General features: G+C 49.8%; 13 protein-coding genes. 9 read left to right on the forward strand and 4 right to left on the reverse strand.

Annotated features, from left to right (window positions below; translation table 11 throughout):
• The first annotated feature begins 27 nt into the window (after positions 1-27).
• Positions 28-627 carry a metallophosphoesterase gene (locus tag I2G42_RS06780; RefSeq protein ID WP_055228055.1) on the forward strand — a complete coding sequence of 200 codons (600 nt, stop codon included), beginning with the start codon at positions 28-30 and terminating at the stop codon, positions 625-627.
• A 632-nt stretch (positions 628-1,259) separates the two neighbouring features.
• Here I2G42_RS06780 and I2G42_RS06785 read toward each other — a convergent pair.
• The 3 genes from I2G42_RS06785 to I2G42_RS06795 are packed head-to-tail and all read right to left on the reverse strand — an operon-like array spanning position 1,260 to position 4,281.
• A complete protein-coding gene (locus tag I2G42_RS06785) occupies positions 1,260-2,447 on the reverse strand; it encodes a pyridoxal phosphate-dependent aminotransferase (RefSeq protein ID WP_055228054.1) in 1,188 nt (395 codons plus the stop codon).
• A gap of 55 nt (positions 2,448-2,502) precedes the next feature.
• The gene (locus I2G42_RS06790; protein ID WP_243109144.1) at positions 2,503-3,159 is read right to left on the reverse strand and encodes a glycerol-3-phosphate acyltransferase; all 657 of its coding nucleotides are present in this window, start codon (positions 3,157-3,159) and stop codon (positions 2,503-2,505) included.
• 6 nt (positions 3,160-3,165) lie between these two features.
• Entirely contained in the window at positions 3,166-4,281 is a 1,116-nt protein-coding gene (locus I2G42_RS06795) for an MGDG synthase family glycosyltransferase (RefSeq protein ID WP_055228053.1), read from the reverse strand.
• A gap of 405 nt (positions 4,282-4,686) precedes the next feature.
• Between I2G42_RS06795 and I2G42_RS06800 the strand changes: the two genes are divergently transcribed.
• Complete coding sequence (locus I2G42_RS06800) at positions 4,687-7,116, forward strand: glycoside hydrolase family 3 protein (protein ID WP_055228052.1); 2,430 nt, start codon at positions 4,687-4,689, stop codon at positions 7,114-7,116.
• A 206-nt stretch (positions 7,117-7,322) separates the two neighbouring features.
• Here the strand turns inward: I2G42_RS06800 and I2G42_RS06805 are convergent, their stop codons facing one another.
• The gene (locus I2G42_RS06805; protein ID WP_055228051.1) at positions 7,323-8,696 is read right to left on the reverse strand and encodes an MATE family efflux transporter; all 1,374 of its coding nucleotides are present in this window, start codon (positions 8,694-8,696) and stop codon (positions 7,323-7,325) included.
• A 278-nt stretch (positions 8,697-8,974) separates the two neighbouring features.
• Here I2G42_RS06805 and I2G42_RS06810 point away from each other — a divergent pair, with 278 nt between their 5' ends.
• From I2G42_RS06810 to I2G42_RS06840, 7 genes are all read left to right on the forward strand, one after another.
• Positions 8,975-9,535 carry a biotin transporter BioY gene (locus tag I2G42_RS06810; protein ID WP_022461328.1) on the forward strand — a complete coding sequence of 187 codons (561 nt, stop codon included), beginning with the start codon at positions 8,975-8,977 and terminating at the stop codon, positions 9,533-9,535.
• A gap of 292 nt (positions 9,536-9,827) precedes the next feature.
• A complete protein-coding gene (locus I2G42_RS06815) occupies positions 9,828-10,583 on the forward strand; it encodes a transglycosylase domain-containing protein (protein WP_070103231.1) in 756 nt (251 codons plus the stop codon).
• Positions 10,584-10,605: 22 nt separating this feature from the next.
• Positions 10,606-10,743 (forward strand): hypothetical protein, encoded by a 138-nt coding sequence (locus I2G42_RS06820; protein ID WP_156327580.1) that lies wholly within the window; start codon positions 10,606-10,608, stop codon positions 10,741-10,743.
• A 156-nt stretch (positions 10,744-10,899) separates the two neighbouring features.
• Positions 10,900-11,472, forward strand: a complete 573-nt coding sequence (locus tag I2G42_RS06825; RefSeq protein WP_082424951.1) for a M48 family metallopeptidase — start codon at positions 10,900-10,902, stop codon at positions 11,470-11,472.
• 18 nt (positions 11,473-11,490) lie between these two features.
• Positions 11,491-12,450 carry a hypothetical protein gene (locus tag I2G42_RS06830; protein WP_055228050.1) on the forward strand — a complete coding sequence of 320 codons (960 nt, stop codon included), beginning with the start codon at positions 11,491-11,493 and terminating at the stop codon, positions 12,448-12,450.
• Positions 12,451-12,533: 83 nt separating this feature from the next.
• Positions 12,534-12,974, forward strand: coding sequence for an SseB family protein (locus I2G42_RS06835; protein WP_055228049.1), 441 nt, complete (start codon positions 12,534-12,536; stop codon positions 12,972-12,974).
• 147 nt (positions 12,975-13,121) lie between these two features.
• Positions 13,122-13,466 (forward strand): putative signal transducing protein, encoded by a 345-nt coding sequence (locus I2G42_RS06840; RefSeq protein ID WP_055228048.1) that lies wholly within the window; start codon positions 13,122-13,124, stop codon positions 13,464-13,466.
• The last annotated feature ends 11 nt before the right edge of the window (positions 13,467-13,477 follow it).

Here is a 13,477-nt window from a genome sequence, read left to right on the forward strand (position 1 = left end):
AGACGTGCAGAAAGGAGAACCGGAGAAATGAATTACTACATCAGCGATCTGCACTTACTGCATAAAAACTGCATCGGCTTCGACGAGCGTCCCTTCGCGGATCTGGAGGAGATGCATGAGACAATTCTTGCAAACTGGAATCGGAAAGTAACGAACAGCGACACCGTTTACATCCTCGGGGATGCCACCTTATATGGAAAGAAAGAGGATGCTATTGCACTGGTTGCAAGAATGAAGGGGAAAAAGGTTCTGGTAAGAGGAAATCATGATCACATCGATGATTACCGGTATCAGCAGCTATACGAAGAGATCTGCGATTACAAGGAAATTCAGGACGGAATCGACGGAAAACAGTATCATCTGGTTCTCTTTCATTATCCGATTTTCAGCTGGAAAAATATGGGACATGGAACCATCCTTTTATATGGCCATACACACGACAGCATGGAGGATACGTATTATCAGGAGTGCCTGAGAAAAATGGCGGAGGAGGAATGCAGCAGACACATTTATGAGTGCAGACCGCAGGCATACAATGTGGGATGCATGAAGCCATGGATGAATTATGAACCAAGATCCCTGAAGGAAATCCTGAGCTTTAGAGAGAAGGATGAGGCAGGAAAATAGCATCTCCACCGATGATATAAAGCAAGTCAGAGTGGAACAGCATTTGATACACATCAGGATCCATAAAAAATGTGGCTGAAAATAAGGCGGTAGTTTAACCGAATCAAGTAAGTCCCCTGCTTCAATTGCGAAAAGCAATAAGCAGTGGGTGGGGACTTGCTTGTATCAGGAGTGGTATAAGCCACTCCTGATAAGCTGCGAAGCAGCTATTCGGTTATGAGCAAGTAGCGAAGCGGATTGCGAATATCCGCTTTGACCGGGCAAAACCTGTGCAGAAAAATGTTTCATGTTTGTGGAACGTACAGCAAATTTTTCGTAGAGGATAAGGCACAGAATGCAGGTTCAAGTCCTGCCCGCCTTATGCGATTGAGATAGCTCAAAAGAAAGGAGCGGCAGCGATGGAACAGATCATCGAAAGCGAGCGGTACGCGTGTGTCAGAACAGGGGATGTGGAAGAAAAGATGTAAAGTAGTGATTGGAAAACAGGATGTAGGAGAATAAAAGAAAAACGGACGCTGCGTTTCAAAGATGAAGCAGTGTCCGTTTTTTACTATATGTAAGATACCGGGGTCAAAAGGTCAAAAAGCCCTTTGCCCCCAACATCTATTTAAGAAAAGTTGACAGTTGAAAAATTATCCAAAATACTCTCCCGCCAGTTCCTTAAACGCCGGCAGTGCCCGCTCGATCTGCGCAGTAGTAACGCAGTAAGCAATCCGCACGAATCCCGGTGCACCGAAGTCATCGCCGGGTACAAGAAGAAGTTCGTATTTTTTCGCTTTCTCACAGAATGCATACGCGTCCGGTTCCGGAGTTTTCATGAAGAGATAGAAAGCGCCGTCCGGGTGAACGCAGGTGAAGCCGTAGGCGGTTAATGAATCATACAGCAGATCGCGGTTTTTCTTGTAGACCGAAAGATCCGAAACCTGTCCTGCGCATTTGGCGATGACGTGTTGGATCAGGCTTGGTGCGCAGACGAAGCCGAGGGCGCGTCCGGCACCGCAGACGGCTGCGTAGATGGTTCTTGCATCATCGACCTCATCCGGAACGAGAACGTAGCCGATACGCTCGCCCGGCAGGGAGAGGGATTTGCTGTAGGAGTAGCAGACCAGCGTGTTTTTGTAATATTTTGTCAGATACGGAACTTCCACGTCTCCGTAGACAAGTTCGCGGTACGGTTCATCAACGATCAGATAAATCGGATGACCGTATTCGGCAGATTTTGTTTCCAGAAAAGCAGCGAGCTTCTGAATGTTTTCTTCGGTGTAGACAACGCCGGACGGATTGTTCGGGGAATTGACGAAAACACCTTTGGTGTGCGCTGTGACAGCGGCCGAGAGGCGGTCAAAGTCGATCTGGAACGTGGAAGAATCAGCCGGCGTTTCGATTATGGCTGCGCCTGCAGATTCGATGAAAACACGGTATTCCGGAAAGTACGGGGTAAATACGATATACTCGTCGCCCGGAACGGTTAAAGCGCCAAGGACGATGCGGAGCGAAGCGGCTGCACCGCAGGTCATATAGAAGTTGTCAGCGTGGAACGTGGTACCAAAGCGTTTGTTCAGGTCGGCTGCAACGGCGGCGCGGGTATCGGCATCGCCCTGCGCGGAGGTGTAGCCGAAGAGATAGTAATCGTCTTTGGAATCGAGCAGCTCCTTGATGGTCTCATGAACGGAGGCCGGAGCCGGCACGTTTGGGTTTCCGATACTGAAATCAAAGACGTTTTCTGTGCCGATCTCGGCAGCGCGTTTTTTACTGTATTCGAAAATCTCGCGGATTACCGATTTTTTTGTGCCGAGAGTTACCATTTTTTCTGAAATCATGTGTCAATCCTCCTGAAGTAAATTGTTTGCCGCTGTTTTAAATGAACTGTAAATATTATTCTTTTTTCTGCTTTTTCCTTATTTTAGCAGACAAAGACTGAATTGTAAATGCAGCATTTTCGGTCTCATGCTCCCGCAGGCTGAAAAGATGGCGGAAGCACACCACGAGTGATACCAGCAGACTGCCGAGCCGCACGGACGGAAGAAAGCGGGAAATTTGTGCGGCAACGGCAAACCCGGAGAACGAAACGATCGAGCGCAGACTGTGTGGCTGGATAATGAGAATCAACGAAAACGTCAGATAAAACGCCGCCAGAAGAAGCGCCGGCCGCAGATCCGGCAGGAGGCCGAGCAGCACGCCGAACGAGACAGAGATCGCCTTTCCGCCTTTCGCAGGCTGCAGAAACGGCCATGCGTGTCCGGCCACCGGGGCGAGCAGAATCAGGGCGAAAATCCAGGAACCCATCGAAACAGCGGAACTGTGCGCCGCCAGAAACACCGGCAGAAATCCCTTCCCGATATCGCACAGGACGCAGAGCAGTCCAATCCGCGGTCCGGCCACTGAAAAGGCGTTGAAGGCACCGGGATTTTGATCTTCATTCACAGTTCGGACATCCACGTGGCAGAAGTATTTTGGAATCAGGTACGAGTACAGTACGCTACCCGAGAGATACCCGAAAAAACTATAAAACAGATAAGCAGTAAGCATCATAAGCAGTTACTCCGAAACTAATTTTTCCAAAAGGTGTGTAATTGCCGTTCCCGCCTGCGGATGGCTGTTTTGATGCTGGGCATCGAGCATCGCAATCTGACGTGCATCATCGCGGGCGAGCGAAATACCGGCCTCTGCCAGCTCTTTCTGATGTGCGCCGGTCACGGACATTCCGCGTGAGACAAAAAAAGCACGGTTTTTTGTTTCGCAACCCGGAATCGGATCAGTGTGGACGAGCGGAACGCGCCGCACAGCGGCCTCGGTACTGCTTAAGCCACCGGGCTTTGTAAACAGCACATCGGCAGCGGCCATATATTCCGCAACGTGGCGTGTAAAACCGATGATATGTACATTTGGGTTCTTATGGAACTGCAGCCGGAGCGAACGCATCCGTTTTTTATTATTTCCGCAGATGATCACAGCCTGTTCGCCGTTTTCCAGCCGGGAAACAAGTTCATGTGCGAGCAGATGCACTTTGCCGAATCCCATACTGCCGCTCATGACGAGAAACAGCGGAGCATTCTCGGGAAGACCGAGATGGCGGCGCACATCCTCTTTGGATGCAGGGCGCGCAAATGCGGGCCGCACCGGAATACCGAGAGGAAGCAGTTTTTCTTCCGGGATGCCGCAGGATGCAAACTCCGGGATCAGATCCTTGTGCGGAACCACATAGTAATCGCAGTTCGTCTCTTCCCAGAACGGAATGCACGCGTAATCGGTGGCAACGGCAACGCAGGGAATCGTCAGCCGCCCTTTCTGTTTCATCCAGGTCAGTGTTTCCGCCGGATAAAGATGTGTGGTGACAACGGCATTAAAATGGTTTTGATCAATATAATCTGCAAGCGCATTTCCAAGCCGCGCATTTGCATAGTAAACGGGGGATTTCCAGGGAAATTTCCGTACCAGCTCACCAAGCTGATAGAGTGCGCCGAAGCCGGCCGGAAAAACGGAGACGAGCTTCACATAAGCTCCGCCGACCAGTGCGGAGGTATGCTTTCGCCCGAGGCTCATCAGATCCAGAACCTCGGCTTCGTGGTGATAAAAATTCAGACTTTCTTTTAATGCAGAGGCCGCAGCATTGTGGCCACCGCCAGTATTGCAGGATAAAATCAGTACCTTCATAAGAAAACTCCATTCTTGTGTTGTATCCCAAAGAGAACCTAAGAAAGGGGATGCCGATGATTTGTTTTCAGACACGCTTTAGTATAGAACGCTGTTATTTTTCGGACAATCCACAAAATGAGAAAAGTGTCTGATATAACAGAAAAGCGACAAGCTGCAGAAACACCGGGGAGACGCAGAGGGAGCATCCACCTGCGGATCAAGATATTGAGAGAAAGGAAAGAAACAACGGATGCCTGAAAAATTGGCAAAATAGAATAAAATCAAAAGAAAAAGAAACGAAAAACAGGATAAAATGCTGAAAAATCAATTGACATCCACTCCAAAACTTCGTATCATAAAGACAGAATGGGGCGCGTTCGGAAAGCGATCTGCGCACCGGAAAACACAGGAGGTAAATTTAAAATGGGTAAATGGCAGAGAAGTCTTTACCAGCCGGTTCTGCCGCTGGGAAAAGACGGAAAAAGAGTAACAGGAAGCACGGAACATATCGCACTTTCCAGAAGAGCAGCAGGCGAAGGCATGGTTCTGGTGAAAAACGAGAACGAGACATTGCCGCTCGCAAAAGGCACAAAAGTAGCTTTATTTGGAAAAGGAACGATTGATTACGTAAAAGGCGGCGGCGGAAGCGGTGACGTTACCGTTGCGTATATCCGCAACTTCTACGAAGGCATGAAGATCAAAGAGGCCGAGGGGGAGGTTTCTCTGTTCCATGAACTTCCGGAATTCTATGAGAAAAATGTAAAAGAACAGTATGCTGCAGGCGCTGTACCGGGCATGACAAGAGAGCCGGAAGTACCGGACGAGCTGGTACAGAAAGCAAAAGCATATACCGATACCGCAATCATCACCATCTGCCGCTTCTCCGGCGAGGGCTGGGACCGCAAATGCCAGATCACCGAGGAAGGCTATGAGCTGTTTGAGGATGAGAAAAAACAGATCGAGCTGAGCGCCAGCATCTTCGAAAACGGCGACTTCTGCCTGACAAACGGCGAAGCAGCCATGGTAGAAAAAGTAAAAGCAAACTTTAAAAATGTCATCGTTGTCATGAACGTCGGCGGTATGGTTGATACCAGCTGGTTCAAAGACTGCAAAGAGATTCCGGCGGTGCTGATGGCATGGCAGGGCGGCATGGAAGGCGGCCTCGCGGCAGCGGACGTTGTAACAGGCGATGTCAACCCATCCGGTAAACTGGTTGATACCTACGCAGCAACCCTCGAGGATTATCCATCCACCGAGAACTTCCATAAATCCGTTTATTACGTGGATTACAACGAGGATATCTACGTTGGTTACCGTTATTTCGAGACAATTCCGGGCGCAGCGGAGAAGGTCAATTATCCGTTCGGCTTCGGTCTTTCCTACACCAGCTTTGAGACAGAAGTTCTGGGTGCAGAAGAGAAAGATGGAAAGATTGTTGTAAAAGCAGCCGTTACCAACACCGGAAAACGCGCCGGAAAAGAGGTTGTACAGCTTTACTACGGCGCACCGCAGGGTAAGCTTGGCAAACCTGCCAAAGAGCTCGGCGCTTACCGGAAAACAAGACTGTTGCAGGCAGGTGAGAGCCAGACGATAGTACTCTCCTTTGCAATCAATGATATGGCATCCTTCGATGATCTCGGAAAAATTGCAAAGTCTGCTTATATTCTCGAAGCAGGAAGCTACGTCTTCTACGTTGGAAACAATGTAAGAGATGCGAAGAAACTGGACTTCACTTACGATCTGGCAGAGACAAAAGTGACTGCACAGTACACCAGCCTTGCAGCTCCGCATAAGCTGGAAAAACGTCTCCTTGCGGATGGAACCTACGAAGCGCTTCCGACCGATAACGGCCCTGTCGAGGAAGAAGGACTGGAGCGTCAGGATAAGCTGACTCTGGAAGGCTTCCTCCCGGCAGTCAAAGCACAGGAGAGAAAGAGCTTTGGCGAGCTTATGGAAGCAGCAAAGACGAATCCGAACCTGATGAATGTGGTCGAAGGAAAAGAAACGCTCGACGAGTTTGTAGATAAGCTTCCGACAGAAGCACTTATTCATCTGCTCGGCGGTCAGCCGAACACAGGAGTTGCCAACACGTTTGGCATGGGAAATCTGCCTGAGTACGGCATCCCGAATATCATGACCGCAGACGGACCGGCAGGCCTTCGCATTCAGCCGCAGTGTGGCGTCAACACGACCGCATGGCCGTGTGCAACATTGCTTGCCTGCACCTGGGATCCGGAGCTGATCGAAGAGATCGGTAAAGCCGGCGGAGAGGAAGTCAAAGAAAACAATATCGGCATCTGGCTGACCCCGGCTGTCAACATTCACAGAAGCCCGCTCTGCGGAAGAAACTTCGAGTATTATTCCGAGGATCCGCTTGTGGCCGGAAAATCCGGTGCGGCAATGGTACGCGGTATGCAGTCCGAGCATATCGGGGCAAGTGTGAAACACTTCTGCTGCAACAACAAAGAAACAAACCGAAAAGACAGCGATTCCCGCGTTTCCGAGCGTGCGCTGCGTGAGATTTACCTGAAAGCCTTCGAGATCATTGTAAAAGAGGCAGATCCATACACAATCATGTCGTCCTACAACCTGATCAACGGCGTTCAGGCATCTGAGAACAAGGATCTTTTGACCGGTATTCTGCGCGGTGAGTGGGACTTTAAGGGAATGGTAACGACCGACTGGTGGACCCACGGCGAGCATTACCGCGAGACAAAAGCCGGAAATGATATCAAGATGGCAAACGGATACGAGGAGCGCGTACAGGAGGCATTTGAGAAGGGATACATCACCCGCGACGAAATCGCTCTTTGTGCAAAACGAATCCTGACCATGATTCTTCGCATGGACTGATGTGGATGCATGTGAATAAATAAAGAAAAGTGTGGATAACACATAAAAAAATCGTATGCTGTTGTGGAAAAAGCAACAGCATACGATTTTTTACTTTCCGGACAGGATTCTTTCCTGTTTACACGGCAATGATCTGTAGCAAGACTCTGGCGACCGCAGCTCACGAAAAGTCTTTTGCAGAAACGCTCCGGGAAAGAAACCTGTTTTCAGGCAGTAGCCTTCTGTAGCTCTGCCATGATCTTAAATTCCCGCACGACCATAACGATGCTGACTGATGCGGCTGCAAGGTCTGCAATCGGTGCAGTGTACATCACGCCGTCAATGCCGAAGAGATACGGAAAAATCAGCAGCAGCGGAAGCAGGAAAATAATCTGTCTCGTCAGCGAAAGAAAAATACCCTTCTTCGGTGCTCCGATTGAGGTAAAGAAGTTTGAGCTGACCGGCTGGATACCGTTCAGGAATGTGAAAAACAGGAAAATGCGGAAGTACCGCTCTGCAAAATGCAGGTACTCTTCTGAACCGGAACCAAAAATGCCGATAATCTGGCGCGGAAAGAACTGGAAGCAGAGGAAGGCGACAATGGAAATGGCAGTCGCCGCAAAAACTGCTTTTTTATAGGCGTCCTTCACGCGGTCATATTTCTGCGCACCGAAGTTGAAGCTGACAATCGGCTGAAGTCCCTGGGAAATGCCGATGACAAAGGAGAAGAACAGCATATTCACCTTTGAAATAATGCCGGCGCATGCAAGCGGAATGTCGCTTCCATAGACGGAATTGGAGCCGTAGTAGGTCAGTGTGTTGTTCATAACGATCTGAACAACCATCATTGCCACCTGATTGAATGCCGGAGTTGCACCAAGCGCAGCGATCCGTGCCCAGCAGGCCATGTTCGGCTTCAGATCGGAAAGAGAAAGCGGCAGCGTTTTAAAACCGCGCAGATAGAAGACAACGAGCGCGAATGATAAAATCTGTCCGGTGATCGTGGCGAGCGCTGCACCTGCCATGCCCATGTGGAAAACGAAGATGAACAGCGGGTCGAGAATCGTGTTGACGATCGCGCCGACCAGGTTGCACAGCATGGAAAATTTCGGGCTGCCATCCGCGCGGATCAGGTTGGAGCCGCCGATTGTGACGATCAGAAACGGGAAGCCGATGGAGGTGATTCTGGTGTAAGTACAGGCGTAATCAATGACGTCCGGTGTTGCACCAAAGAGAAGCATCATCGGGCGCAGAAAAAGCTGAACGGCAACGCAGAGAATCACACCGAGGATTGCCAGCATGGAGATGGCACTTCCAACATAAGATTTCGCGTGCTCCGGCTCTCGTCTGCCCATGCAGAGATTGAAGTTTGCAGCACCGCCGATGCCGCAGAGCAGACCGATGGATGTGCAGACCATGCTGAGTGGGAACGCTACGTTGGTCGCTGCGTTTCCGAGCACGCCGATGCTGTGACCGATAAAGAGCTGGTCTACCATGTTATAGAGGGCGCTGACGAGCATCGCGATGACGCTCGGAATCGCAAAACGCCGCAAAAGAGAGCTGACCGGTTCCGAGCCGAGAGGATTTTCGGAAGGTTTCATAGAGGGTATCTCCTTTCAAATGAGGTAAAAGTTCATCGTTTGTATCGGGTGAAAATTCCCGGAAAAACTCCGAGACTATATAGTATACCATAGAAAGAAAACAGAAAACAAGAGGGTGACCGCTATTTTCAGGAAGTGTAACAGAATCGTAGCAGAACTCTCTGCATTTTTAAAAAAGAGATTGACAAAAATGAAATATTAACCTATATTGTAACAAGGTTAACAATTCAAAGACAGAAAGAATTGCATACAAGAACCTGCGAGGAGGACTTACATTCATGAAAAAATCAAAACTTACAACAAAACAGATTGTACTGACCGGCATGATGACGGCAGTGCTTGCGGTACTGTCCATTGTGACGATTCCGCTTCCGACCGGCGTTCCGGTGACGCTGCAGACCTTTGCAATGGCATTTTGCGGCTACGTGCTTGGCTGGAAATTGGGAGGTGCATCGTCCGCTCTTTATCTGATCCTCGGCGCGATCGGCGTTCCGGTTTATGCCGGCATGAGCGGTGGCTTCGGCGCTCTTCTCGGACCGGCCGGCGGCTTTATTTTCGGATTTATTCCGATGGCAATGCTCTGCGGTGCCGGAATTAAAAAAGGCTTCCCGGGCAAACCATTCGTTCTTGGAATCGCAGGTCTTGCGGTATGTCACGCATTCGGTGTGGTACAGTTTTCCATTGTAACAGGAAACACGATCCCGGCTTCGTTCCTTGCAGTTTCCGTTCCGTACATTGTAAAAGATGTGATTTCCGTTGTAGTAGCTGAAATTCTCGGTGTAGCCGTTCGAAAAGCACTGTCAGCAGCTCATGTAATGAACTACGGAACCGCAGCATAATCACAGAGCGTTTCTGAAAAACCAAAAGATAAAAACAAGAGACAGGCATCCTGACAATCTGCCAGGTGTCTGTCTTTTTCTGTTTTGTCAAGCGGATATTCGCAATCCGCTTCGCTACTTGCCTGATTCGGTTAAAGTATTCCGCAGCAGCAGCGGTTATTTGAAAAAACGTGCAAAATGCATTTCATACAGTTTCAAAATTTTAATGAATTCCTAAGAAAGAGGCAAGAAGGCGTTAAGGGAGATATGGTAGGATAGAAAGCAGGAAAGAACAACAAAGGGGTTTGAAACCATGAGAAAAAGAACACGAAAACACCGGGGAACAGCGGGAAAAATGGTTGGAGGTTTTCTGGCATTTTTCTGCCTGATCCTGCTGACGGCCGGAATGTTCTGGGCAATCCAGGGATATGTTTCCTATCAGAAGGCAGTGAAGGAAAAGCCGCTCGCGCAGGCAGTAGAGGAAGCCAGAAGCGGAGCACAGTGGGCTTCTCTTGAACAGGTGCCGGATCTGTACAAAAAAGCGGTGCTTGCTGTTGAGGATCATCGGTATTACACACATCACGGGATAGACTGGATCAGCATGGCGCGGGCCGTTGTACATGATATCCGCGTGATGAAACCGGAGCAGGGAGGCAGTACCATCACACAGCAGCTGGTAAAAAACATGTATTACGATCAGAATAAGACATTTGCCAGGAAAGCGGCAGAGGCGTGGACGGCACTCTATGTGGAACGGCAGCTCTCGAAAGAAGAAATTCTGGAATTGTACATCAATACCATCTATTTCGGGGATGGCTACTATGGACTGAAAGAAGCATCGCTTGGCTACTTCGGGAAAGAACCGCAGGAGCTGACCGACAGCGAAGCCGTTCTCCTCGCCGGAATCCCGAATGCACCGTCCGCCTACGCGCCGTCGCGCCACGCGGATCTGGCGCTGCAGCGGGAAAAGCAGGTGCTGGCGGCAATGGTAAAATATGGATACCTGGAACAAAGTGAGACGGACAGCCTGCTGTGGGATGCGGCAGCCGATCCGGTTCTGGCACGATAGAAAGAAAAGTGAGGAAAAAAGAATGGGAAAACTGATCAGACTGGGGGCAACAGCGCTGTCCATGATTGGAATTTTGGTGATGATTCTCTGTGTGCAGGCGGCGATTTTATTTGTGAGGCTGTGCATCCGAAGAAAGCAGAAAAAAATTGAGCTGAAATAAGAGAAAGAAAAATGTGAGCAGAATTGCCGGAAGAAAAACGGTGATTCTGCTCGCGTTTTTTTCTGTGAGCAATCCGATTGCGTTTCCGCCGGGAAAAAGGTATAATGAAAAACAGGTAAAAAAATGGTAAAACAGACAGCTTTTGAGGAAAAATAAATGGAACAGAAAGACAGCGCAGAACGGATTTTAAAACAGATTCCCTATGAGATCGTGTATTCCGCCCGCAAAACGCTCGCCGTCCAGGTCAAAGCGGGTGGAAGCGTGGTGGTGCGCGCACCGAAACGGATGGCAAAATACAAAATCGAAGCATTCTTAAAAGAAAAACAGGATTGGATTCACACACACCGGGAAAAAGCGTTGGCGGCCGCAGAGCAGAAAGCAGCGAACCGTCTGACGGAAGCAGAACGAAAAGCGGCGGTTAAACGTGCGGCGCAGATGCTGGCGGAAAAGACGGCACATTTTGCAAAAGAGATGGGCGTAACGTATGGCAGAATCACAATTCGTGAGCAGAAAACCCGCTGGGGCAGCTGCAGCAGCGCCGGAAACCTGAACTACAACTGGAAACTGGTGCTGATGCCGGAGCGCGTGATGGATTACGTCGTTATCCACGAGCTGGCGCACCAGAAAGAGATGAACCATTCCGCGCGGTTTTACGCGGTGGTGGCACAGCAGATGCCCGATTACAAAGTGTGGCAGAGCTGGCTGAAGGAGCATGGAAGAGAGTACTGAAAAAGAGAGGCAAAACAAATGATACTGACCGAAGAAAAAACATATATCATCAATGTGACGGAAGTCGATACCGACGCAGAGCTCGGTTTAAATAAGAAAGATATTATGATCAAATACACAAACCTGGAGCTGCTGCACGCGGTTCTTGCAAGCACGATGCCGTATGGCCGTCTGTCGGCGCGCTACCGCGGAAAACGGAAGGCGGAGCTGCAGTCACGGATTGCGATGGTGGAGAGTGTGCTCGAAACACGCGGCGACCAGCTGGCAAAAGCGGAGCAGATTATGTATCTCGACACGGCGGAGCGCAGTGCAATCTGTCATTATCTCGGCATCATCTACACGCGGCTGATTGCGCAGAAGCTGTACGGAATTGACTGTATGGTACCGCTGAACCTGATCGAGCAGCCGGGGGAGAAAAAATTTGTAAAATACAACGGTGCATACCGCCAGGATCTGATCGGATACGGAAAGCAGAACGCATGGAGCGTCTGGGAGCCGGTCGGCAGGAGCGAGAACAGCCAGGCGGCCTTTGGAAACGGATGCCGGGCGGCGTCGGAGATCGAGAAGATCAATGAAAATCCGCTGGCGAAGAGTGCGGCGTGCATGACGTATTACGAGAGAGGCTATCTGAATGCCGTTGTAAAAGAGCCGGAGCGGACCGGGGACGGTACACTTTGGTTTCCAGAGGAGAATTATTTCAAGGCATATTATCAGCCGTTTTTCGAGCTGTTTGCGGACGAACAGCCGGGTGAGCTGTACGGAAGCAGCGGCGGCTTTGAACTGGAGCTGACTCTGCCGTGGACGGAGGAAGGAAAACGCGGCTTCCGCCATCTGCAGATCGGAACGGATCCGGTGACGATTGCATTGATGCGGGAAGGGAAGTACGATCAGATCTTAAAGCGGATGGAAAACGTTTTGGATTTATCAAAAGAGTGCAGATTCTGCGGGGAAGATGGCATCTGGGTAGGCGCAGAGTAAAGGTCATCGGAAGTGCCGAAGCTGTCGGGGATGATGGTACACAGATTCTGTGTGGGAAAAGCGAAAAAGAAAGGACAAGAGCAATGGCAAAAGAAACAGATACTCCAAAAGACGAAGGTCTGCAGGGGAATGAAAAGATAGAGGAAGCAATTCTGGAATTGCAAAAGGAGCCGACGCCGGAACTGCTGGCACACGTGCTGACGGTGATCCGACGCAGAATGAAAGAGGGCGGACAGGCGATTCTTTCCGTGGAACCGCCATCCGGCGACGATCAGATCCGGATCGGAACGGTAAAGAGCGCAGACGGAAAAGTCTGGTGGGCCGCGTTTACGAGCTTTGATGAGGAATTAAAGGGGAGCAGCAGCGTGAAATCTACGTTTCTCGTGAGTCTGGAACAGCTGATCCACATGGCATCCGAAACAAAGGAGATCAGCGGTGTGATTTTCAATCCGTGGAACCGCACGATCATGCTGGATCATACGCTGCTTTCGATTATCATCGGGGAAGAGAACGCAGGACATTGATATCATATTTCACTTGGCCAGATTACGATGCTGCTCACAATCAACTTCGATTACGGATTGCGTGGGTGATGATGCTGAGAGAAAAAAAGAAAATAGCATAAAATAGCGGAAGGTGGATCTAAGGCACAAAGCACAGGAGGGAAAGATATGGGGTATCGAAAGGTGTATCGTACGGTAGATGAACAGACTACAAAAAAGATGGTAAAGATGCTGCAGCGTCATGGAATCACGGCTTATGGAAAAAGCGAAGGAGCCGGAGAAATTCTGCAGATTACAACTGGAATACCGTATCAGGGACGCGTTGTTTATGTGAAGGAAGAACAGGCAGAGGAGGCAAAAAAACGGATTGCCGACTGGGAGAAAAAAGGGGAATTTCCTGAGCCGCTCCGAACACAGTCCCATACGCCAAAAGCAAGAATTGCAGCTCTGATCTGGGTTATTATTATTGTTATGGGGATTTTATTCAACATAGGGTTCAGTATGTTCCGGTGAACAAAAGGGAG

This window comes from Fusicatenibacter saccharivorans, from assembly GCF_015557635.1.
GTDB classification, from domain to species: domain Bacteria; phylum Bacillota; class Clostridia; order Lachnospirales; family Lachnospiraceae; genus Fusicatenibacter; species Fusicatenibacter saccharivorans.

What these genes read in the sequence shown, in the direction of transcription:
- I2G42_RS06780 (WP_055228055.1), top strand. Translation starts at nt 28, where the DNA reads ATGAATTACTACATCAGCGATCTGCACTTACTGCATAAAAACTGCATC.
- I2G42_RS06785 (WP_055228054.1), bottom strand. Translation starts at nt 2,447, where the DNA reads ATGATTTCAGAAAAAATGGTAACTCTCGGCACAAAAAAATCGGTAATC.
- I2G42_RS06790 (WP_243109144.1), bottom strand. Translation starts at nt 3,159, where the DNA reads ATGATGCTTACTGCTTATCTGTTTTATAGTTTTTTCGGGTATCTCTCG.
- I2G42_RS06795 (WP_055228053.1), bottom strand. Translation starts at nt 4,281, where the DNA reads ATGAAGGTACTGATTTTATCCTGCAATACTGGCGGTGGCCACAATGCT.
- I2G42_RS06800 (WP_055228052.1), top strand. Translation starts at nt 4,687, where the DNA reads ATGGGTAAATGGCAGAGAAGTCTTTACCAGCCGGTTCTGCCGCTGGGA.
- I2G42_RS06805 (WP_055228051.1), bottom strand. Translation starts at nt 8,696, where the DNA reads ATGAAACCTTCCGAAAATCCTCTCGGCTCGGAACCGGTCAGCTCTCTT.
- I2G42_RS06810 (WP_022461328.1), top strand. Translation starts at nt 8,975, where the DNA reads ATGAAAAAATCAAAACTTACAACAAAACAGATTGTACTGACCGGCATG.
- I2G42_RS06815 (WP_070103231.1), top strand. Translation starts at nt 9,828, where the DNA reads ATGAGAAAAAGAACACGAAAACACCGGGGAACAGCGGGAAAAATGGTT.
- I2G42_RS06820 (WP_156327580.1), top strand. Translation starts at nt 10,606, where the DNA reads ATGGGAAAACTGATCAGACTGGGGGCAACAGCGCTGTCCATGATTGGA.
- I2G42_RS06825 (WP_082424951.1), top strand. Translation starts at nt 10,900, where the DNA reads ATGGAACAGAAAGACAGCGCAGAACGGATTTTAAAACAGATTCCCTAT.
- I2G42_RS06830 (WP_055228050.1), top strand. Translation starts at nt 11,491, where the DNA reads ATGATACTGACCGAAGAAAAAACATATATCATCAATGTGACGGAAGTC.
- I2G42_RS06835 (WP_055228049.1), top strand. Translation starts at nt 12,534, where the DNA reads ATGGCAAAAGAAACAGATACTCCAAAAGACGAAGGTCTGCAGGGGAAT.
- I2G42_RS06840 (WP_055228048.1), top strand. Translation starts at nt 13,122, where the DNA reads ATGGGGTATCGAAAGGTGTATCGTACGGTAGATGAACAGACTACAAAA.